The organism is Methylocaldum szegediense, from assembly GCF_949769195.1.
In the GTDB taxonomy this organism is placed as follows: Bacteria; Pseudomonadota; Gammaproteobacteria; order Methylococcales; family Methylococcaceae; genus Methylocaldum; species Methylocaldum szegediense.
The window spans coordinates 2,845,219-2,865,346 of the sequence record NZ_OX458333.1 but is presented as its reverse complement, the minus strand read 5'-3'; the positions used below and the strand labels follow the sequence as shown (position 1 = coordinate 2,865,346).

Sequence of the window (20,128 nt, the reverse complement as noted above, 5' to 3'; positions counted from 1 at the left end):
GATTTGGTAGTTTGCTGCGCGCGCAGCCAGGAGGGGAGCTTCATGAGCCAGCGAGAGATCAACGGAACGGGCATTCGGGTTACGGCAATCGGCTTGGGGGCTATGCCTTTGTCCATCCAAGGCCGGCCTTCAGAGGAGCAGGCGTTTCAGGTCATCGAAGCCTTTCTTGCCGCAGGCGGTAATTTCATCGATACCGCCAACGTCTATTGCCTGGACGATTCCGATATAGGACACAATGAACGACTCATCGTCAAGGTCCTAGACCAGTTGGGCAAAAGGGACCAGGTGGTCATTGCAACTAAGGGTGGCCTCAAGCGTCCAGGCGGAGAATGGGTCGTCGACGGTGATCCGAAGTTCTTGCGGCGGTCGTGCGAACAGAGCCTTCGGGACCTGAAGACGGATTGCATCGAGTTGTATCAGCTTCACGCGGTCGATCCCAATTTCGGCCTGTTGCCTTCGTTGGAAGAGCTGATAAAGCTTCGAGACGAAGGCAAAATTCGCCATATCGGGCTTTCCAACGTCGTCCACGTGGATATCATTCAGGCGGCCCTCGATCATACCCCCATCGTTTCCGTCCAGAACCGTTGCAACCCATTCGAAAAGCAGGATTTCGCTAACGGCATCATCGATTTTTGTCGCCTCAAGGGCATTACCTATATTCCCCACAGCCCGGTGGGCGGGCATTACGGTCATGTGCGTCTCGGTCACAGCGAGTTGATGGGGCGACTGGCCGAAAAGTATGGCGCGTCCCGTTACTGTATCGCACTGGCTTGGCTACTGGCGAAGGGCGAGCACATCATCCCCATCCCCGGAGCGAGCAAGCCGACAAGCATTGCGGACAGCATGCGCGCCATGAACATCCGTCTCGATCCAGAGGATATTCACGCAATCGATACTTTGCCGGAGCTTCGGTGAGTCACTGGGTCTTATACGCGGCGGTGGCGTTTGTGTGCTGGGGACTTTGGGCATTCCTGCCCAAACTCACCACACGCTATATCGACCCGAAGAGCGCCATCATTTATGAGGCCGTGGGCAGCCTCGTTGTGGGGTTGGTTGTCCTCGCCCTTGTCGCTTTCAAACCGGCGGCAGAACCACGCGGCATTCTGCTGGCGTTGAGTACCGGCGTTCTTGGCGCCATGGGTGCATTTGCCTTTCTTCATGCCGTGACCAAAGGTCCGGTGACGCTGGTCTCTACCGGTACGGCTTTATATCCGATCCTCGCTATTGTCCTGGCGTGCTGTTTTCTGAACGAGTCAGTTACGCTCCGGCAAGGCGTTGGAATCGTGCTGGCGTTGATTGCAGTGGCATTAATCAGCGCTTGAACGGCAGTTGATGGTGATTGCTGATGGGTGACATTTGGCTTAGAGAAATGAGGCTGGCATGCAATTACCGGACTATGAAGGCGCCGGCATCGTAAACCTGCTGAGTTCGATCATTACCGGACTGGATGGCGAGCCGACCGGCTATGCGCCGTGTAACGACCTGCCTTCGGCGGAGCTGAGCGATCACCGCAACGTGGTTCTGATCGTGCTCGACGGCCTTGGTTACGAATTCCTGATGCGGCAAGATCACGGCCGTTTTTTTCGGCAGCACCTGCGCGGACGGTTGACGACCGTTTTTCCGTCCACGACCGCCTCGGCCGTCACGAGCTTCCTGACGGGATTGGCACCGCAGCAGCACGGCTTGACCGGGTGGCATATGTATTTCAAAGAGCTCGGTGCCGTGCTTTCGGTCTTGCCTGGCGTACCCCGTTTAGGAGGCCTACCGCTCGGGAAATGTAGTATCGACGTCAAAACATTCTTCGGCCATGTGCCGATCTTCGACCGTATCCCCTTGCCCAGCTATATTGTCTCCCCGAGCCGCATTGCGCACTCGGATTTCAATTTAGCGCACCAGGGCCGAGCGGAGTTGCGAGATTTCGACACGCTGGAAGAGTTTCTCGGCGTGATCGCTGGAACGCTTCGGAAGAATCCACATCGTAAATTCATTTATGGCTACTGGCCGGAGCTCGACCATATCGGTCACGAAAGCGGATCGGCAAGTGCGGAAATCGAACAGCATCTGGCCGAGCTCGACGGCGCCTTTGAGGCTTTTCTCGGGAATATTGCCGGAACCGATACTCTGCTGATTATCGCTGCGGACCATGGTCAAATCGATAGCGATGCGACGCGGACCGTCGAGTTGGAGGATCATCCTGAGTTGAACGAATGTCTGATACTGCCTTTATGCGGCGAAAGACGCGTTGCGTACTGCTATGTGAAACCTGGCGAAACCCAGCGTTTCGAACGGTATGTGCAGGACAACTTGACGTCTTTTCTCGAAATGCACAGAAGCTGGGATTTGCTCGCTTCCGGCTGGTTCGGCCCGGGCGAGCCTCACCCGCGATTGGCGGAACGCATAGGCGATTATACGTTGATCATGAAGGAAAATTACGTTATCAAGGATTGGCTTCCGGGCGAACGCCAATATAGGCAGATCGGCGTTCACGGCGGTATGAGCCCGGAGGAAATGTTCGTGCCGCTTATCGTCGCGGCGGTTTAGGGCGAAGGGTGGCGTCTGGGCGGATAAGTTCGATGACGTCGGGGTAGATTCGCCGGGAAAGAAAAAACCGGCGAGGAATGTTCCTGCGCCGGTTTATGCTTTGCTCAGTTCGGATGGCGGGCTTACGGCTGCGGATTGGCTTGTTGTTCCGTGTTTTCCGCAATCCCGTTCGCCGAAGACAAGCCTTCGAGTTCCAGATCCATTTCCTCTTCCAGCGTATCGTCCAGAGGCGGATTGCCGTCGTGGATCAGGTAATTGCGCTGCTGAAAGTAAGCGTTGCGAATAAATTCGTAGCGATCGACCGATGCTTCGTCGACGATTTTGGTGGCGCTCAGTAGATCGGCGCGCATGTCGACCGTTTTCAATGTGCCTACTCCATAGGGGATGGCGGCCGGGCTGATCCAGTTGATAGGATTTGCAGCGGTATCTCCAGCGAGACCAATAAGTCCGCGGGGTGTGCTCGGTCCTATGAACGGCAGTACCAAATATGGACCCGAAGGAATGCCCCAGGCGCCGAGCGTCTGATCGGTGTCTTCGTTGTGTTTCGGCAAGTCGAGTTTGGACGCGACGTCTATGAATCCGCCTAAGCCCAGAATTGTATTGACGAGGAAACGGCCCGTGTCCTGCCCGGTCTGAAGAAGCTTGAACTGCAAGAGATCGTTGGCAATTACGCCGATATCGTCCACATTGCTGAAGAAGTTGGTGATGCCCCGATCGACAAACGACGGCGTAATCCACTGATAGCCCTGGCTTATGGGCTTCATGACATAATCGTCCAGCGTGTCGTTAAACTTCTGAACGCCGCGGTTCCACCCTTCCCACGGGTCGCGGGGATCATGCTTGGTGGTGGTCGCACAGCCGGATAGACCCACAATAACCAGTATGAGTCCGAGCATCAGCAAAGAAGGGCGTGACTGGCGATTTGTTTTCATTTGTTTTTTATTCCTTTCCCGACATCGATCAGGCTTTTTTAAAAATTAGCACATCCGGGGCAAAGCTTCGAGTTTACGTAAACTTAAACTCAGGGCAACGGGAAAATATAATGAGCTTACCGAGTCTAGTCGAGAAAAAAATGCAACCAGACCATGCCTGATCACGATCCTCCCAGCCTGGCGCGTCGCTTTCGCGGCTATTTGCCGGTCATCGTCGACATCGAAACCTCGGGTTTAAGTCCTTCCGAGCACGCATTGCTGGAAATCGCCGTGGTCATTCCCGAGATGAACAGCGACGGCGACCTACAGATTTCCGAGATCCATTCCACCCACGTCAAGCCGTTCCCGGGCGCACGCATGGATCCTGCTGCCCTGAGTTTCAACAGGATCGATCCCTACCATCCGTTTCGATTCGCAGTGGATGAAAAGGAAGCGCTGGCGAAGATTTTTCAGCCCGTTCGTGCGGCTGTCAAACGCATGGCGTGCACGCGAGCGATCCTGGTCGGGCACAATCCCGCGTTCGACATTAGTTTCTTGAATGCAGCGGTGGCGCGGTGCGGGGTCAAGCGGAACCCCTTTCATCCGTTCAGCACGTTCGACACCGCTACGTTAAGCGGCCTGGTTTACGGCCAGACCGTGCTCGCAAAGGCCGTGCAAGCGGCCGGATTCGAATGGAACAACGAGGAAGCCCATTCCGCGGTTTATGACGCGCAACAGACCGCACGTCTGTTTTGCGCGATCGTAAATCGCTGGAAAGACCTGGTGGCGATTGAAAAGAGCAACGCGAACGGCCTATTCCGATGACTGTACCGAGGTAGGAACCGCTTCGCGAAGACGCTTTTGCAGCTCGCCGCTTTCGAAGAGTTCCAACATGATGTCGCTTCCGCCGATCAATTCGCCGTTAATGTAAAGCTGCGGAAACGTCGGCCAATTAGAGAATACCTTCAAGCCTTCCCGCAGTTCGGGATCCTCGAAGATGTTGACGTAAGCATACTCGACGCCGCAACGCTCCAAAATTTGCACTGCCCGTCCGGAAAAGCCGCATTGAGGAAAATCAGGAGAGCCCTTCATGTAAAGGATCACAGGGTTCTCGGCGAGTTGTTGCTTGATGCGTTCTGTTACGTCCATACCGGCTATCTCAAAAGAAATAAATTAATACCTCAGTCAATTTATCAGAAGCGATCGGTGCCCGAAAGGCCGATTCTGGTGCTTAAACTTTGCCGTTTACTGTTGGATAATCCGCGCAAGCGATAATTTCATGACTCACTAATAAGGAATTTTCTGCATGCATCAGATCACCCTCATTCCTGGTGACGGTATCGGACCATCCATCGTCGATGCCGCGGTCAACGTGATCGAAGCGACGGGCGTAAAAATTCACTGGGATCGGCAGTTAGCCGGCATGGCGGCCGTCGAGAAATATGCCGATCCTTTGCCCGACGCAACCATCGAATCGATCCGCAACAATCGCATTTGTTTCAAAGGTCCACTCACAACACCGGTTGGCGGGGGGTACCGAAGCGTTAACGTTACCCTGCGTCAGACGTTCAACTTGTACGCGAATGTCCGTCCTGCCATTTCCTTCGACGGAGTCGATACACCGTTCCGGAACGTAAACCTTGTGACGGTCCGCGAGAATACGGAAGGGCTCTACTCGGGCATTGAGCATTTCATCAAGGTGGATGCGGAAAAATTGGCAGCGGAAAGCATTGCGATTGTCACCAAGAAAGGTTCCGAACGGATCATCGAATATGCTTTCCAATATGCCCGCAAGGCACAGCGTAAGAAGGTAACGCTGGTACACAAGGCCAATATCCTCAAGTGCACTTCCGGCTTGTTTCTGGAAGTCGGACGGGAAATTGCCAAGGCTTATCCGGAGATCGAATTCGAAGACAAGATCGTCGACGCATGCTCGATGCAGCTGGTCACGAAGCCCGAAACGTTTGACGTGATCGTGACCACCAACCTGTTCGGGGACATCCTGTCGGATCTGGCGGCAGGGCTCATCGGCGGACTGGGGCTGACCGCTGGCGCGAATATCGGCACCGATGCCGCCTTGTTCGAGGCCGTGCACGGCAGCGCGCCGGACATCGCCGATAAAGGCATCGCCAATCCGACCGCCATGATCTTGGCGGGCGCCATGATGCTCGAACATATCGGAGAGTTCGATGCCGCCCGGACGATCGAGCAGGCGGTTCGTAAGGTCATCCGCGACGGAAAGGTCGTGACGCCCGACCTTAACAGAAACTCGTCCTATGGCACAAAACATATGGCTGACGCGATCATTCGCGAGATCGTCGAGAGCCGCTGATCAAAGGGCGGAATTTTCCCGGGAACTTTCGGTTCCCGGGCGATTATAATAATAGTTTCATTGTGAACCTTGCCTCATATTCGGGGTAAATTGGGCCAACATCAGCTTGGCAGAACGGCGCGAACCGCGGAGAAATTTGATTTGATCAATCGGCCGTCTCGCGGTAATGTATTAGTTCTTCTCCCACGTCCCCATCGTCTAGCGGCCTAGGACTCCGCCCTCTCACGGCGGCAACAGGGGTTCGAACCCCCTTGGGGACGCCATGTTTGTCCCCGGTGCAGTATAAGCAACGGCCAGTTGATCCGGCCCAAAGGTTTGTCATCGTATCAGCTCATCCGCGGGGTTCTCTGCTCAGCTTTCTTTTGTCGTTAAAGCCGAAGGCACCCATGCACGGTTCTCAGCTTCGAGGGCGCAGTTCGTCTCTGTCGGCGTGTTAAAAACGCCCATCGCATTCGCCTCCTGTTGCCGCAGCACATCCCCGGGCGAACGCTGTTCCGCCGCGTCGGTGAGCCGCTCAGCCTCGACCGCCTCGGAGGGTGTGGGTCTTCTGGGATATCAATCTTCCGGGGGAAGAGGGAGGTCAAGCTTTATTTTTCGTTTGCTCCAATTGCAGCGGGACTCGAGTCGAATCCCTTTCGCTTGCAATCGGTTGTTTTATTGTTCCGGCTTTAAAACCAGAGTTATGCTGTCGTAACCGCATAGGTTACGCTCGGCGGCTTGAAAAAATGCCGGATACGCTCGGTCGTTTCTGAAGCGACGCAGGTAGTCCTGTACTTTGCGTTTCAGTTCCACGTTCCTCCTACTAGTGCCCCAACCGCTTCAAGTTGACAACCGAACGGAGTTCGTACGTGGTCATGGCTTTGCCCGTGCACTGGAGATCACGCCATGCCCCGTTATGTGGTCCGCCTAACCGAAGCCGAACACCAACGCTTGGAAGAATTGTGGTCCAAAGGCCGCCATGCGGCGACCACGGCCACCCCAGCCCACATTCTCTTGAAAGCGGATAAAAGCGAGGCGGGGCCGGACTGGAGGGATGGGGCGATCGTACCGGCTTTGGACACGAGTCTGTCGACAGTGCACCGGGCACGGCAAGAGTTCGTGAGTCCGGCTTGGAGGCGGCCTTGTACCGCCACAAGGCCACCGGGCCGCGGCCCCGCAAGCTTGGTGGGTTCCAGGAGCCCCACGTCTTGCCGAACGGCTGGAGATTCACCACACGCCGAAGCACGGGAGCTGGCTGGACACGGCGGAAATTGAACTCAGCGTTTTGGCCCGCCATCTGCCGGAGCGGATTGGCGAGCGGGCCGACCGGGTCCGGCATGTCGCCGCCTGGGTGCAGCGCCGTAACCAAACCCAAGTGAAAGCCAACTGGCAGTTCACCACTGCTGACACGCGCATCAAACTCCGTAAGCTTTAACCCACGCTTGAAGGGTGAGGAGTACTAGTCGCTCGCCTCGCGTGCAACACACGTTTCAAGTCGCCATTTCGAAACCGAAACTTAATTCCGCGTCAATGCCGGTAAATTGGCCGGTAAGCAAAAGTCCTCGCTCCGGTTAGGTCCGGTCCTTAGCAGGTTCCAGGCCGGCTGACCTTCAGGAGATCGGCATCATCTCGGCCGATCCTAAACCAAACGGCTCGTGTGGTCGATTAAAACCTTCGCTGTCAACATGTTTGTAAAAACCTTAGAGCGCATTGGTTTCGGTCCGTGGTGCCAGGGGTGAGCTTTCACTGACGCTGCTTCATTGGCCTTCGCACCGCTGAACGCTTACTTTCTTTCGTAAGTATGGTCGTGGTTACGCTGTCATCCTATTCCCTCGGTCTAGTTGTCCCGGTAGATCGATGAGCATGGGCTCCGGTGAAGAGTAGCGGCCTCCCGAGGGCAAATTCGAAACATGTCGTAGGTTTCGCCTAGCGAGAAAAAATCCTTTTTGACTATACAAGATCAAGATGACAAGACTGTGTGAATCGTCCAATTTTTGTTGGAACTCTACTGCACGATATATAAGACACACTGGTTACATGGCTGAAACCGTTTCTAGGGATCAAAAAATGAATACTAATAGTATTGACCTTTCATACCACCCGTTTCGATGGATATCGGTGTTGTTGATAGGAGCCGGTACAGTTCTGCACGTGCTATTGCTTCCGGCCATTTTGGCTAAAGGAGAGTCGGCGGTATCCGTAGCTTGGGCAGCATGGCCGCACCGTTTCCACCTCTGGTTACTCGAGGCGCTCGTTTGGGGGCTTGCAGGAACAGCGCTTGTTGCAGACCGCTTCGCGCCCAGCTTTTTCACATGGTGGCAGCAAGCGAATCCATCACAGCGGGCAGGCACTCTGGGTGCGGTATTGATAGCAATAGAGGTATTTCTTGCGCTCTGTTTTTGGCTTACACGCGATAAAGGAATGGACGAGCTCGGAGCGCTACGGGCCGCATTCTGGATGGGTGCTGAATTCCGGATTCCGGCATTTTTCGCAACGTTCCAGCTTTGGTTTGCAGCGTGGCTTGCCTTTCAGTGCTATCGGCTCGACCGTAAAGTTTTTTGGTTTGCGTCTACTCTGGTGTTTACCTACCTCGGGTTCGATGAACTGTTCTCTCTCCATGAGGCGGCGGGCTCTCTGTTGAAAGGCAGCGGATTGGTGGGGAGCGGAGAGGGCACTGTGAGTGTCGGATCGGTTAAAACTTATTATTGGCCGCTTGTTTTTCTGCTTTTGTTGGTATTTATGAGCGCCTGGCTTTTTGTCATTGCGTGCCGGGCGGTCGATATTCGAGCTCTATGGCAGCTTGTCCTCGCCGGAGTCGTGTTCGTCACCGGTGCAGTAGGCTTGGAAACGGTTGAGGCGAACGGCTTTGCACAAATGGGAGATGAATGGTTTACCACAACTCTTGGGCAGTTCGTTCTTCTCACCGAGGAGTTATTTGAAACACTCGGGGTGACTATTGCCGTCGTCGTATTTGCAAGGCACCGTTGGCAGCGGCTTGCGATCTCTGAAAGCGTATCAGCCTGCGGCGGGTTAGCCGGTAGCCCGGCTAACCCGCTTTCTAGGGTTTAGATGTCCCGGATTACGGACCGTCCCATTATTTAGAACCGGGGTGGCGCGGACCGCCGTGTTTCCATTTTTTATGACCGTGCTTGCCGAACGGCGTCTTCTCGTCGAAGACTTTTCGCTGTTCCGGGGTCAGCGTCGCATAGAAGGTCTTGGTAGCGGCCAGGGCTTCTTCCAAATAGGCCGTTCTTGCCTTGTGAAGTTCGATCATCTTTTCGAGACGCTCCGGGGCCGGCAGATTCTTTAAGGCTTCCCGGTCGGGACGGGATTGTTTCTTCTTCTCCTTGATTTCCTTGATTTTGGCCGTCCAGGTGTTCCAATCCGCTTCTTGAGCCTGGGTAAGCTTCAATTCGTTGCGTAGTTCTGCCAAGCGCTCTTCCATGAAGCGTTGCCGGCGTTCCGCCCGCGAACCGGCGGGGCCTTGGCTGTATGCGCCGGATTCGCCCTTGATTTCTGCGGATTCGGCGATTGCGGCAACCGGGGTCAGCAGGGCAAGACCGATCAAGAGTGCTTTGGGGTAAGATTTCATGTGGATTCCTCCTGTTCGTGAAATCTCGGCTGAAGCCGATTTTGTTTAGACCGTCGGGACCATCCCGTCGTCTTCGGGGTCTATTTCACAGCGCTCATGTATCGGGCATGTGTCCGAATGGCCGCGATTTTGTATCGTTTCTTGTCGTCCGCCGCGGTTGATACAAAACGATACAAAAGCCCATGACGTCCGTCGGCAAGCACGGTAAAAAAGCCACCATGAACAACTCCGAACATATTCTCATTGTCGACGATGACCGCGAAATCCGTATGTTGGTCGGCGATTATCTGAAGCAGCACGGTTACCGTGTCAGCTTGGCCGCCGACGGCCGGCAGATGCGCGAGATTCTGGAGACTAGCGGCATCGACCTGATCGTTCTCGACCTGATGTTGCCGGGTCAGGATGGCTTGAGCCTATGCCGCGACTTACGCGCCCGCTCCGATCTTCCGGTGCTCATGCTCACGGCTCGCGGAGAACCGATCGACCGGGTGCTGGGGCTGGAAATGGGCGCCGACGACTATCTCGCCAAGCCGTTCGAACCGCGCGAACTCCTGGCGCGCATTCGTAATATTCTGCGCCGCGCTCGGTCGCTGCCGAGCCGGGGTGTTTCCGAGGAGGTGCAGCGCTGGCGCTTCGCCGGCTGGACCCTGGACGGGCAGACGCGGCAACTCACCTCGCCCGAGGGTGTAGTGGTGGCGCTGTCGGGAGCGGAATACCGGTTGCTGGAGGTATTTCTCACTCATCCCAACCGGGTGCTCACCCGCGATCAGCTCATGGATCTGCTCCGGGGACGAGAGGCCGATCCCTTCGATCGTTCCATCGACCTTCGGGTCAGCCGTCTGCGCCAAAAGCTGGGTGACAACGCACGGGCCCCGCGTCTGATCAAGACCCTTCGCAACGAGGGATATGTGCTGGCCGCCGCGGTGGAGCGGGAACCATGAGTTTTGCCTTTCCGCCCCGTTCGCTTACTGTCCGGCTATTCCTTTTGTTGCTCGCCGGGGTGTTGTTAGCGGTATTCGTGACCCTGGGACTGGCATTGCGGGAGCGCAGTCACATCGTGCACAGTTTTCGAGAACAAGGCGCGGCCGATCGAATCGCCGATATTCTGCATCTGCTGTCCGTTTTGCCGCCCGAGCAGCGCCTTGCCGCCGTTCATGCCCTGCCATCCGGCCAATGGAGTATTCGGGCCGCGGGCGAAGCGGCGGAACCCGTTCAAAGCCAACCATCGTTCACTGCCGCCTTGAGCGAAGCGGCAGGACCGACGGTTTTGGTGGAAACGGCTTGGCGAACCGTGGACTCCGACTGCCCTGATGGTGGTGAGGCCGACTGTCCGCCATCCCGCACGCTAGGGGCGCGGGTACGGTTTGCGGACGGACAACGCGTAGTGATCGAAGCACGCCGCGAAATGCCTCCTCCGCGACAGCCGGGAGCCGTGGGATTCATCGTCAACCTTTCGATTTTAGCGGGGCTCTTGGCGATCTTGGCCTGGTTCGCCGTCCGCCTGGTTCTGCAACCCTTACGACGACTCGTTCAAGCCGCCGAATCGTTCGGCCTAGATCCGGATCATCCCGCGGTAGACGAATCGGGACCTATCGAAGTCAGGCAAGCCGCCCGGACCTTCAACCGAATGCGGGAGCGCTTGCGTTCCCATATCGAGGAGAGGACCCGCATTCTTGCCGCCATTACCCATGACCTGAAGACGCCGCTGACCCGCTTGCGACTCCGGCTGGAGCAATGCCGGGATGAGCCGCTGAGGGCCCGGCTGGTGGAGGATGTCGCCGCTATGCAGGCGTTGGTCGATGAAGGATTGGATCTCGCACGGAGCCTCGACTCGGGACCGCCGCCGCAAATCGTAGATCTCAGCGCCCTGTTGCAAAGCCTCTGTGACGATACGGTCGACGCCGGCGGCGAGGTCCGCTTTGACGGACCGGATGGCGCATTGACGTTAGGGCGGCCGGAGGCCCTAAGGCGCAGCTTTGCCAACCTGATTGACAACGCGGTGAAATACGGCGGAAAAGCGGATATCAGTCTCAAGCGCTCCGGCGGCAACTGGCTGATCAGGATAACGGATTCGGGCCCCGGTATTCCGGAAGAGTATTTGGAAAAAGTCATGCAACCGTTTTTTCGCTTGGAGACCTCACGCTCGCGGGAAACCGGTGGCACCGGTTTGGGCCTTTCGATCGCCGCGAATCTGCTGGCTGCCCAGGGCGGAACGTTGAGCCTCCACAACCGTCCACAAGGCGGCCTGGAAGCGCGGGTGCGTTTGCCGGTGTCTCGTAGCCAGGCCAAAACCATTCGTCGGCAACGGGCTATTGGCCTGCGGCGTTTTCCGTAAGTCGGAATAAGTGGAAGTTCGAGAATCGGCCGATGCAGATGCCGTGAGCGTCACCATCGTTCCGCTTCCGGCGTGATGTCGAAGCCGGCGCTTCGAAGTGCGGAAATTAGGGTCGCCCTCTCGTCGTCGGTAAGAGGCAATAATGGCGGCCGGGGTACAAGCCAGGCGGAATCTCTGGTCTGCGCAGCACGGATCGCCTTGAACGCAGGGACGAAGGGATAACGCAAGACGATGTCCAGGAAAGTGCGGACGCGGGATTCGTCGTCAGCAGTCGTGTCCGGTTTGAGCAGAGCAGCGATCAGCTCTGGAAAAAGGTTCGCGATGCCGCAAATCGTCCCTGCACCGCCCGCGCGCATCAGCCTGACCAGATGAGGCTCGTGGCCAACCAGTATCGAAAGCTCGGGTGCACGCTCCAGCAGCTGGGCGGTATGTTCGAAATCGCCGCTGCTGTCCTTCACGCCGGCGATGATGCCAGGATAGTTGGTCGAGAGACGAACAACGACTTCGGGACGGATCGGCGCGGCCGATAGCTGCGGGATATGGTACAGATAGACGCGCAGGCGCGCGTCGCCGACGGCATCGATCAGGCTGGCGTAGTAGCGGAACAAGGCCTCATCGGTTAAAGGTTTCCAGAAGAACGGTGGCAGGATTAAGCAGCGCGGACAGCCGGATTCCAGCGCATGCCGCGTCAGCGCGAGGGTGTCGGCGAACGCGGCGGCACCGGTAGCGGCAAGCAGGCGGTTCGGACTGACGTCGGCGGTCAACAACGCATCCAAAGCCTCGCAGCGCTCGGCGACGGAGAAAGAAGGACCTTCGCCGGTTGTACCGAACGGCACGACGCCGTCGACGCCCTTGGCCAGTAGCCGCTGCACGTGCGACGCGAGTCTCGCGTGGTCGACATTTCCGTCGCGCCCGAGTGGTGTCAGCGTCGCGCACCAGAGTCCGCGTATGAGAGCGGGTTCCGTCATGGTGAGTCTCCTCTGAATCCGAGTGGAGTGCGCCTGATCGAATACGCGCTAGTCGGTCCGTACTTTGGGCAAGGTTACTAGTGCTCCGTCACCCGTCAAACGTGGGGTAAAGCCTACGGAGTTTGATCCGCGCGTCGGCCGTGGTGAATTGCCAGTTGGCTTTCACTTGGGTTTGGTTACGGCGCTGCGCCCAGGCGGCGACATGCCGGACCCGGTCGGCCCGTTCGCCGATCCGCTCCGGCAGATCGCGGGCCAAAGCGCTGAGTTCAATTTCCACCATGTCCAGCCAGCTCCCGTGCTTCGGCGTGTGGTGAATCTCCAGCCGCTCGGCGAGCCGTCGAGCCTCCTCCGGCGCAAAAGCTTCATAGAGGCTCGCCGTCGAATGGGTGTTTAGCTGATCCATCACCAACACGATTTTATCTGCCTCCCGATAGCGCCCCTCCAGCAGGGTTCGCACAACCTGGGCAAAGTCCTGACGGGTCCGGCCATCGGTGACCTGAACGTCACGCCACCCGGCCAGCGGCTCGAAGGCCAAGAACACACTCGCCACCCCGTTCCGCACATAGACGCTGTCATAACGTGCCACCCGCCCCGGCTCCCTCGGCAGCGGTTCTCGGACCTCGCCGATCAGCTGGATAAAGGTCTCGTCCAAACAGACGACCGGCCGTTCGCTCCGGTACGGCCGCTGATAAACTTCTAGGACATCCTCCATGGCCGCAACAAACTCGGCCGAGGCTTTCGGCGGAATGACCCACCGCTTGCAGAGGTGCGGTTTGAGTTCGTTTTTTTCAGCACGCGCCGGACCGTTTCGTACGAGACGGTCTCAGCCATTTCCAGCTCGACCAGACGCTCAGCCAAGAGCCGCAAGGTCCAGCGCGACTTGCCCTCCGGCGGCGGCGAACAAGCCAGCGCGATCAGCCGGGCTTCCTGGGCACCATCCAGCCGCCGGGGATACACGCGTTCGCTCGGCCTGGGCACCAAGGCCGCCGGCAGACCTTGTTCCACGAACCGCTGCCGCACCCGTTCCACCGTACGAACGTGGACGTTTAACGCCCGAGCAATTTCGTCATCGGTGCGGCAAGGTCCGCCCTCGGCTTCATCGGCCTGTAACAAAATCCGGGCATGGGCCAGTTTTCGCGCTTCGCTCTTACCCTTGTTGACCAACCCTTCCAGTTCGCGCCGCTCCTCACAGGTCAGCGTCACCCGATATTTTTTCGCCATCTTCGTCTCCTAACCAAGGATCCGGCCAGAAACGCCGGACCGTCATTCCTTGGACTCGGCAATCGACGATTGATGCAGTACTAGTGAACCGACCGGGTTTATAAGCGGAACCTTTTGGGAAGCGCGGAAGCCCAGTCGGGTTTACGTCTGAAGCGGTATCGAGAATGTACTGCGCCAGCTTGCCTCATGAAGCCCAGGGGCACGATTGCGCCAGCCAGAACCGCCGACGTCGATCCTTAAACCGTAACACTTTTTCTACGATCTCATCCCTGTCGATGTGAACACAACGTTCTTTCGACATAGCCCGGAATCGGGCTCATGAGAGGCTTGTTTCATCAATCAGACTGGCCCCAGCAGAGGGAATCTCAGATCTGGGTCCGTGATCGTAAGTCGTCGGATGGTGTCGCCCGAAAAGGAACCCAAGCGCGCTCTTCCCCCTTCGACGGGAAACCATCTTCGTCCCGCTTTTTGCCCTGCCATTTGCTGCTTATTTGTGCCGGTCTATCGATCGCTGCAATGAATGCCTCGAGGCGCAGTCGAAAGAGATGATTTATCGGTACATAAATTGGATGATGAAACGACAAGGATTGGTGTGTGCACGCGGACTATTGGCAATCTTTTTGTCACTCTTCGCGTGCACTAAATGGGTGGTAGCGGATATGAAGGCTTTTGTCGGTGGTACCTTGATCGACGGAACGGGCGGCGCACCGCGCGCCGATGCGGTGATTCTCGTACAGGACGAGCGGATCGTGGAGGTGGGGAGCCGGGACGAGATACCGATTCCTTCCGATGCCCGCGTGGTCGACGCGAGCGGCAAATGGATCGTTCCCGGCTTGATCGACGCGCACATACACTTCTTTCAGTCGGGTGGGCTCTATACCCGCCCGGACGTGATCGACCTGCGGGATGTTCGTCCCTATGCGGATGAAATCGCGAGTATCAAGGAACGGATTCCGGCGACCCTGGCGCGGTATCTCGCGAGCGGTGTGACCTCAGTGGTCGATGTCGGCGGTCCGTTCTGGACCTTCGACGTGCGTGACCTCGCAAGGCAGACCGAATGGGCGCCGCGCGTCGCGGTAACCGGGCCTTTGATCGCGACGTATTTCCCGCAGGAGCTCAAAGTCGACGATCCGGCCCTGATCAAGGTCAATTCTGCGGAGGAAAGCCGCGCCGTGGTTCGCGAAATCTTGGCGAGAAAGCCGGATCTCATCAAAATCTGGTTCATTCCATTGCCCGGTCGAAGCCTCGCGTTGCAGACCGCCGTCGTGCAGGCCGCGGTCGAAGCCAGCCATGCCGCCGGCAGGCGAGTGATCGTGCACGCAACCGAACTGGAGACCGCCCGCCTGGCGGTGCAGGCGGGTGCGGACATTCTCGCGCATAGCGTCGAAGACCGCCGGGTAGACGACGCCTTTATCAAGCTCCTAAAAGATCGCAACGTGGTGTACGTGACCACGTTGGTGGTCAACGAAGGCTATCAGGAAGTTTTGGGGCAGAAGGTCCGCTTGAGCAATATCGAACGCCGCCTCGGCGATCCCGAAGCGATTGCATCCTTTCGCGACCTGGCTCGACTGCCTGCCCGGAAAAGGCTTTGGGCCTTTCACTGGTTCGGGCGGGAAACCGTGTTCTGGAACTTGAAGCGTTTACAACAAAGCGGCGTCACGATCGCTGCCGGGACCGATGCCGGCAATATCGGTACTCTGCACGGACCGGCATTGCATCGGGAGTTCGAGCTTATGGCCGAGGCAGGGCTGTCGCCCCAAGAGATTTTGACCGCCGCGACACGGGGCGGGGCTCGCGTGATGGGTCGAAGTGCCGAACTCGGGACCTTAGAGAAAGGTAAGCTCGCTGATTTTGTGTTGCTCGACGCCGATCCGCTGGCCGACATTACGCACTTGCGCCGCGTCTTCCGCGTCGTCAAAGGCGGGCAAGTGTTCGATCCCAAAGCATGGGACGAGCGTCACCAGCCGGTACAATTAGAGCTTTAAAACGACAGGCGGGCATAGTATCCAGCCAAGTTTAGAGGAGATAGCCATGGACACCAGACCGAAAATTCTTGCTTTCGCCGGCAGTGCGCGGGAGCGCTCATACAACAAAATGCTGGTCCGGATCGCAGCGGCGGGCGCTCAGCGGGTCGGCGCCGAGGTGACCGTGGCGGATTTGCGCGACTATCCGATGCCGATTTATGACGGCGATTTGGAGGAGCGCGACGGCATTCCCGCCAATGCTCGAAAATTCAGGGAATTGATGATGGCGCACGATGGACTTCTGATCGCTTCTCCTGAATACAATAGCTCGATTACGCCGCTCCTTAAGAATACCATCGACTGGGTTTCCCGTCCGGTGGACGGCGAGGATGGCCTGGCGCCGTTCCGGAACAAGGCCGCCGCGTTGTTGTCGGCTTCGCCGGGAGGTTTCGGCGGTCTCCGCGGTCTGGTCCACTTGCGGGCGATTTTGGGAAATATGGGTGTCATCGTCCTGCCCGATCAGTTGGCAGTGGCCAGGGCTCACGAAGCGTTTCAGCCGGACGGTACTTTGGCCAACCCGAAACAGCGCGCCGCCGTCGAAGCTTTAGGGGCTGCTCTTGCTAGTATCTCGGCGAAATTGCATGGACACGCGCTGCTACCCGCTTCGGAGGAGCGACGGCACGATCTGAGCCGAATCGGATAAGATCCTGTTCTCTTTGTGAGGCTCGAGAGACCGGCGCGGCGCTGTCACACGGCAGCCGCGCCAATGCCGGTCCGCACGAATTCGCAGCTCGCTTTGATCACAGCGGGCGGAAAGCCAAATAGAACTGTGCCACCGACGCTATGCCTTCGACATAGATCCCCCGGCGGGTATAGGGTTGAGCGGAATCGGGAACGGTTCCCACATACACCCGCTGCATGGCAGGTCCGGATACGTCGAGGGCAAACTGGCGGCCACCGCAGTCGAGCGTGCCGCTCCAAGTGCCCGGCGCCGCATAGGCGGTCCAGTCCTTCCAGTAGTGGAAAGCCGTTGCGGTAGGCAATGACGCTCCTTCAACGATAGACGGACTGTCGGCGGTCACCGCACAGGGCGTGTTCAGGACCACGCCGATCGCCTGCGGCGTGTCCGATCCGGTGGTCACCCCGACCTCGTCGATAAACTCGCCGCCTTCGACAGCGAGACGCCGCGTTGCCGTCACCCCGGGACGATAGCTCGGATGGGACACCGTCGCGGACGAGCCGTCCGGAGCGATCTCGTCGAGCTGTCCCTCGGATGGCCATGGGGTTTGCCCATCGCCGTTGACCAGCGGCACGTTGTGCGCCGGCGCCCGGCTGAAATAGTCTTTGTGCAGCGGCGAGCCGTAGCCGACCGTGCCGGCGTCTCTGAGAATCCAGGTATCGCCGTATTGGAGTTCATAGGTGAGAGCTTCCTGCTGGGCATGAAAGCGGGCTTTCTGGCCATAGCGCAGCAGGGCGTGCCAGCCATTCTTCACGACTTGAACCGCGTCGAGGCCCGGTACAGGGCCCGATACCGCCTCGGGTAAAGGAGGCACCGAGTCGACGGCCTTGGGCGGATCGAGCAGGTTATCCCAGCTCAGTTGGTTCTCGGCCTCTTTGAGCCCGATCCAGGTCGGCAACACCCGGCGGGAGGCCGCCCACAGCCGGCGATTCGGCGCCTTGCGGTTGGGCGGCGAATCGTTGAGGGTGGGGGCGTCTTCGTCGGCAAAGCGCACCGTCATGGGGGCGATCATCAGATTTTGCGTGATCCAGAGTTCTCGGGCGAAGTCGGCCAGGCGGCCGCGCAACGAGGCGCCGACCAGCAGTTCTACCATGGCTTGGACCACGTAATCCTGATAAGACAGGGAGTGCTCGTACCAGAACCAATCGGGTGACACGCCGGTCTCGAGGAGCGAGCGAAGACCGAAAGGTGAGTGCTTGCCGAAAGCGATCAGCTCGGTTTGGTCGAACTCGAGTCCGATCAAGGTTACGGCCGCGGCATGCCAGACGGCGATGTTGTGAACCTCGCGCGAGGAGGCCATCAGGTTGGCGGCGAGGGGCAGGAACAATCCGTCGCGCCAATGGTTGACGCGAGCCGCCGGAACATGGGGTTTCAGCAGCCGGACGGTTTCGATCAACACCAGGGCTCGGGTGGCTTCGTCCAGGCTCTGATTCATCAATTGGGCGCGGCCGTTCCAAGTTTGCAAAGGGAAGCCGTGGTAGGCATCGGCGTAGAAATCGAGCTGCGAAGCAGCCCAATCGAAGTAGCGGTTATCGCCGGTCAGGCGGAACAGCCGGGCGGCGTCGAGCACGCGATCGATGTTGTAGATCCGGTTATGGGCGATCCAGGCCGCGCGTAGCTTTTCAGAGCCCGGTTCGTCAGGCGGGATCGGCTGGTCGGGAGTCCAATTGAGGAGAACGCCCGTGTTCGGATCGACATAGTCGTGAACCCAGCCGGCGATCCAGTCAGCACTTTCACGAGGCTGGGCCATCCAGGTGTTGAGCCAGTCGGTCCGTTGCTGCAACCAGGTTGCCCAGCGCGGGTCCCCCGTCACACGGCGGCGAGCCGCGTCCCAATACTCGCGGGCAGGGCGCGCCGGTGTGTAGCCGCCTTCGCCTGCCTTCAGCTCGGCGAAAGCGGCTCTGATCTGGTCGTTGCCGGGCAGCGCTGGTTCCGCCGAGTCTTCGCTTGCCGCCATGGGCTCGAAAGCGATTCCCGCCAGTGCGAATGCGAGCCCTTTCCATAATCGTAGATTGTTCATCGCGTAAATCCTCCCTTGATCGCTATCGAATAACTGTCAAGTCCCGCAAGATCGTAAACCTTCTTTCGAAAAAGATGAGGATGGGACAGTTGCCAGTTTTTGAGAGCCTGGATCGGGGTGAGATGGCCTAAGGCCTTTTGGGGAATGTGATGATTGTACAGCTCGACATAGCGGTGCAGGGTGGTGTCCAGATCGGCGGTTGAATCGAAGTGATGGGTTTGCAACACCTCCTCGATGCGGCCATTGAAGCGTTCCACCAGGCCATTCGTTTGGGGCCGGCCCGGCGGAATCAGGCGATGTTCGATGCCTTGTTCAGTACAGAGGCGGTCAAACTCATGCGTCCCCGAGGGCTGCCGAGTTCGGGTCAGGAAACGGTCGGTAAACTCCGAGCCGTTGTCGGTCAGGCATTTCTGGATGCGGAAAGGCGCGGCCTGAATCACCGCTTTGAGGAAGTCCTTTGCGCTTAAGGCGGTGCGGTTGGGCTTGAGGGCGACATAGACCCAGCGGGTGGCGCGGTCGATGGCGACGAACAGGTATCGGCGGGGTTCGCCGTCGATGGCGGGCAAGTACTTAACATCCAGGTGAAGGAAGCCGGGCTCATAGGCCTTGAAGGGTTTGACCTTCGCCTTCTCTGTAGGCGGAAGCAGGGTCTTGAGGGACGCCACCCCGTGGCGGCGCAGGCAGCGGTCTAGCCCGGAACGGGACACGGCGGGATTGAGAAATTCCCGGGTCACGGCCAGGAGATCATCCAAGGGGAGGAGCAGAGCTTGGCGGAGGTAGACCACGATGGCTTCCTGGGCGGGCGTGAGCGTGGTTCTGAGGGTGTGGGGCCGGTGTGAGGCATCTTCGACCGAGGAGCGGTGTTTCCACTTGCGGACGGTCGTTCGGCTAATGCCATGCTTTTGGGCCAAGGCGCGCTCGCTCAACGTGGACGCTTGAATGGCCTGCCGAACGGCCGGGGTGGTACGGGCGTTCTTATGAAGACGAATCTGCATGGAGAGAAACCTCACTTGGACGAACCGAATATCTCCTGGAGAAGGCTCCGGGCTTCGAACAGAGCATAACTCCTTCTCGGTAAATAATCATACGGGACGTGACAAATAACTAAGGCAGTTGTGATTGGCGTCTAAAAATTGCGTAAGATTTGAACTATCTAAGTGCACCGGTATTCGGGAACCGTAAAATATACAGCGCACCTGGATTGCTCTCTGGAGAATTACAGAATAATGAGGACGCGTTTTCGCCTCATGGAAGCTGCCGTGAGAAACCGTATTTTTTCGTTCGTGGTCGAGACGATTCTTGTTTTTCGATCGAGTCGTTTTCGGTTGAACAGCTCTTATCCGATTGGATTGTTCTTATTCTCGGTTTCGAAGGAGAAGGGCTCTGATTCCTGCTCGCAATCGTGTTGAGAAGGGACATATTTAGGTATTCTCGATTCTTTAAATCCGTTTCAGAAAACCTCGAAAATGATCGAGGTACGCGTATGGAAGAGGAATGTTCTTTCGTGTTCAATCGGAGAAATGATT

Annotated in this window: 18 protein-coding genes and 1 tRNA gene; 12 read left to right on the top strand and 7 right to left on the bottom strand. The window is 57.9% G+C overall.

The window, feature by feature from the left end; translation table 11 throughout:
- Positions 1 to 42: 42 nt before the first annotated feature.
- Genes QEN43_RS12230 through QEN43_RS12220 form a run of 3 tightly spaced genes read left to right on the top strand, consistent with a single transcriptional unit; the run spans position 43 to position 2,541 of the window.
- Entirely contained in the window at positions 43 to 915 is an 873-nt protein-coding gene (locus tag QEN43_RS12230) for an aldo/keto reductase (RefSeq protein ID WP_026611240.1), read from the top strand.
- The gene (locus QEN43_RS12225; RefSeq protein ID WP_036269134.1) at positions 912 to 1,322 is read left to right on the top strand and encodes an EamA family transporter; all 411 of its coding nucleotides are present in this window, start codon (positions 912 to 914) and stop codon (positions 1,320 to 1,322) included. The genes QEN43_RS12230 and QEN43_RS12225 overlap by 4 nt, the downstream gene beginning before the upstream one ends.
- Positions 1,323 to 1,380: 58 nt before the next feature.
- Positions 1,381 to 2,541: an alkaline phosphatase family protein gene (locus QEN43_RS12220; protein ID WP_026611242.1), complete on the top strand. Its 1,161-nt coding sequence runs from the start codon at positions 1,381 to 1,383 to the stop codon at positions 2,539 to 2,541.
- 122 nt (positions 2,542 to 2,663) lie between these two features.
- Here QEN43_RS12220 and QEN43_RS12215 read toward each other — a convergent pair whose 3' ends face one another.
- The gene (locus QEN43_RS12215; RefSeq protein ID WP_051331885.1) at positions 2,664 to 3,473 is read right to left on the bottom strand and encodes an MlaA family lipoprotein; all 810 of its coding nucleotides are present in this window, start codon (positions 3,471 to 3,473) and stop codon (positions 2,664 to 2,666) included.
- Between the two features lie 153 nt (positions 3,474 to 3,626).
- On the opposite strand from QEN43_RS12215, the gene rnt reads away from it, so the two are divergent.
- Positions 3,627 to 4,277, top strand: a complete 651-nt coding sequence (gene rnt / locus QEN43_RS12210) for a ribonuclease T (protein ID WP_026611243.1) — start codon at positions 3,627 to 3,629, stop codon at positions 4,275 to 4,277.
- Here rnt and grxD read toward each other — a convergent pair.
- Positions 4,266 to 4,601, bottom strand: a complete 336-nt coding sequence (gene grxD, locus QEN43_RS12205) for a Grx4 family monothiol glutaredoxin (protein WP_026611244.1) — start codon at positions 4,599 to 4,601, stop codon at positions 4,266 to 4,268. The two genes, rnt and grxD, sit on opposite strands and share 12 nt — an antisense overlap.
- 157 nt (positions 4,602 to 4,758) lie before the next feature.
- On the opposite strand from grxD, the gene QEN43_RS12200 reads away from it, so the two are divergent.
- From QEN43_RS12200 to QEN43_RS12185, 4 genes are all read left to right on the top strand, one after another.
- Positions 4,759 to 5,784, top strand: a complete 1,026-nt coding sequence (locus tag QEN43_RS12200) for an isocitrate/isopropylmalate dehydrogenase family protein (RefSeq protein WP_026611245.1) — start codon at positions 4,759 to 4,761, stop codon at positions 5,782 to 5,784.
- A gap of 187 nt (positions 5,785 to 5,971) precedes the next feature.
- Positions 5,972 to 6,047 (top strand) — tRNA-Glu (locus QEN43_RS12195).
- Positions 6,048 to 7,048: 1,001 nt separating this feature from the next.
- A complete protein-coding gene (locus QEN43_RS12190; protein WP_156912847.1) occupies positions 7,049 to 7,198 on the top strand; it encodes a hypothetical protein in 150 nt (49 codons plus the stop codon).
- 602 nt (positions 7,199 to 7,800) lie between these two features.
- Entirely contained in the window at positions 7,801 to 8,832 is a 1,032-nt protein-coding gene (locus QEN43_RS12185) for a hypothetical protein (protein WP_026611246.1), read from the top strand.
- A gap of 25 nt (positions 8,833 to 8,857) precedes the next feature.
- Here the strand turns inward: QEN43_RS12185 and QEN43_RS12180 are convergent, their stop codons facing one another.
- Entirely contained in the window at positions 8,858 to 9,355 is a 498-nt protein-coding gene (locus tag QEN43_RS12180) for a Spy/CpxP family protein refolding chaperone (protein WP_051331886.1), read from the bottom strand.
- Positions 9,356 to 9,537: 182 nt separating this feature from the next.
- Between QEN43_RS12180 and QEN43_RS12175 the strand changes: the two genes are divergently transcribed.
- Together QEN43_RS12175 and QEN43_RS12170 are read left to right on the top strand one after the other, a co-directional pair.
- Entirely contained in the window at positions 9,538 to 10,296 is a 759-nt protein-coding gene (locus tag QEN43_RS12175; RefSeq protein ID WP_328286495.1) for a response regulator, read from the top strand.
- On the top strand, positions 10,293 to 11,690 hold the full coding sequence (locus QEN43_RS12170) for a sensor histidine kinase (protein WP_084162225.1): 1,398 nt from the start codon (positions 10,293 to 10,295) through the stop codon (positions 11,688 to 11,690). The genes QEN43_RS12175 and QEN43_RS12170 overlap by 4 nt, the downstream gene beginning before the upstream one ends.
- 50 nt (positions 11,691 to 11,740) lie before the next feature.
- Here the strand turns inward: QEN43_RS12170 and QEN43_RS12165 are convergent, their stop codons facing one another.
- Positions 11,741 to 12,658 (bottom strand): dihydrodipicolinate synthase family protein, encoded by a 918-nt coding sequence (locus QEN43_RS12165; RefSeq protein ID WP_026611248.1) that lies wholly within the window; start codon positions 12,656 to 12,658, stop codon positions 11,741 to 11,743.
- 88 nt (positions 12,659 to 12,746) lie between these two features.
- Positions 12,747 to 13,879, bottom strand: a protein-coding gene (locus tag QEN43_RS12160) for an IS630 family transposase (RefSeq protein ID WP_317963272.1) whose coding sequence is annotated in 2 segments (ribosomal slippage) — positions 12,747 to 13,438 and positions 13,438 to 13,879 — 1,134 coding nt in all. Because the reading frame shifts where the segments join, the coding sequence is not laid out codon by codon here.
- Positions 13,880 to 14,538: 659 nt separating this feature from the next.
- On the opposite strand from QEN43_RS12160, the gene QEN43_RS12155 reads away from it, so the two are divergent.
- Both QEN43_RS12155 and QEN43_RS12150 read left to right on the top strand, forming a co-directional pair.
- Complete coding sequence (locus QEN43_RS12155) at positions 14,539 to 15,864, top strand: amidohydrolase family protein (protein ID WP_051331888.1); 1,326 nt, start codon at positions 14,539 to 14,541, stop codon at positions 15,862 to 15,864.
- Positions 15,865 to 15,910: 46 nt separating this feature from the next.
- Positions 15,911 to 16,546 (top strand): NADPH-dependent FMN reductase, encoded by a 636-nt coding sequence (locus QEN43_RS12150; protein WP_026611250.1) that lies wholly within the window; start codon positions 15,911 to 15,913, stop codon positions 16,544 to 16,546.
- Between the two features lie 97 nt (positions 16,547 to 16,643).
- Here QEN43_RS12150 and QEN43_RS12145 read toward each other — a convergent pair whose 3' ends face one another.
- Positions 16,644 to 18,602, bottom strand: a complete 1,959-nt coding sequence (locus QEN43_RS12145; RefSeq protein WP_317963271.1) for a heparinase II/III domain-containing protein — start codon at positions 18,600 to 18,602, stop codon at positions 16,644 to 16,646.
- Positions 18,599 to 19,597: an IS481 family transposase gene (locus QEN43_RS12140; protein ID WP_317963270.1), complete on the bottom strand. Its 999-nt coding sequence runs from the start codon at positions 19,595 to 19,597 to the stop codon at positions 18,599 to 18,601. Before QEN43_RS12140 ends, QEN43_RS12145 begins: the two co-directional genes overlap by 4 nt.
- Between the last annotated feature and the right edge of the window lie 531 nt (positions 19,598 to 20,128).

What these genes read in the sequence shown, in the direction of transcription:
- QEN43_RS12150 (WP_026611250.1), top strand. Translation starts at nt 15,911, where the DNA reads ATGGACACCAGACCGAAAATTCTTGCTTTCGCCGGCAGTGCGCGGGAG.
- QEN43_RS12200 (WP_026611245.1), top strand. Translation starts at nt 4,759, where the DNA reads ATGCATCAGATCACCCTCATTCCTGGTGACGGTATCGGACCATCCATC.
- rnt (WP_026611243.1), top strand. Translation starts at nt 3,627, where the DNA reads ATGCCTGATCACGATCCTCCCAGCCTGGCGCGTCGCTTTCGCGGCTAT.
- QEN43_RS12155 (WP_051331888.1), top strand. Translation starts at nt 14,539, where the DNA reads ATGAAGGCTTTTGTCGGTGGTACCTTGATCGACGGAACGGGCGGCGCA.
- QEN43_RS12230 (WP_026611240.1), top strand. Translation starts at nt 43, where the DNA reads ATGAGCCAGCGAGAGATCAACGGAACGGGCATTCGGGTTACGGCAATC.
- QEN43_RS12165 (WP_026611248.1), bottom strand. Translation starts at nt 12,658, where the DNA reads ATGACGGAACCCGCTCTCATACGCGGACTCTGGTGCGCGACGCTGACA.
- QEN43_RS12220 (WP_026611242.1), top strand. Translation starts at nt 1,381, where the DNA reads ATGCAATTACCGGACTATGAAGGCGCCGGCATCGTAAACCTGCTGAGT.
- QEN43_RS12185 (WP_026611246.1), top strand. Translation starts at nt 7,801, where the DNA reads ATGGCTGAAACCGTTTCTAGGGATCAAAAAATGAATACTAATAGTATT.
- QEN43_RS12215 (WP_051331885.1), bottom strand. Translation starts at nt 3,473, where the DNA reads ATGAAAACAAATCGCCAGTCACGCCCTTCTTTGCTGATGCTCGGACTC.
- grxD (WP_026611244.1), bottom strand. Translation starts at nt 4,601, where the DNA reads ATGGACGTAACAGAACGCATCAAGCAACAACTCGCCGAGAACCCTGTG.
- QEN43_RS12175 (WP_328286495.1), top strand. Translation starts at nt 9,538, where the DNA reads ATGACGTCCGTCGGCAAGCACGGTAAAAAAGCCACCATGAACAACTCC.
- QEN43_RS12170 (WP_084162225.1), top strand. Translation starts at nt 10,293, where the DNA reads ATGAGTTTTGCCTTTCCGCCCCGTTCGCTTACTGTCCGGCTATTCCTT.
- QEN43_RS12145 (WP_317963271.1), bottom strand. Translation starts at nt 18,602, where the DNA reads ATGAACAATCTACGATTATGGAAAGGGCTCGCATTCGCACTGGCGGGA.
- QEN43_RS12180 (WP_051331886.1), bottom strand. Translation starts at nt 9,355, where the DNA reads ATGAAATCTTACCCCAAAGCACTCTTGATCGGTCTTGCCCTGCTGACC.
- QEN43_RS12140 (WP_317963270.1), bottom strand. Translation starts at nt 19,597, where the DNA reads ATGCAGATTCGTCTTCATAAGAACGCCCGTACCACCCCGGCCGTTCGG.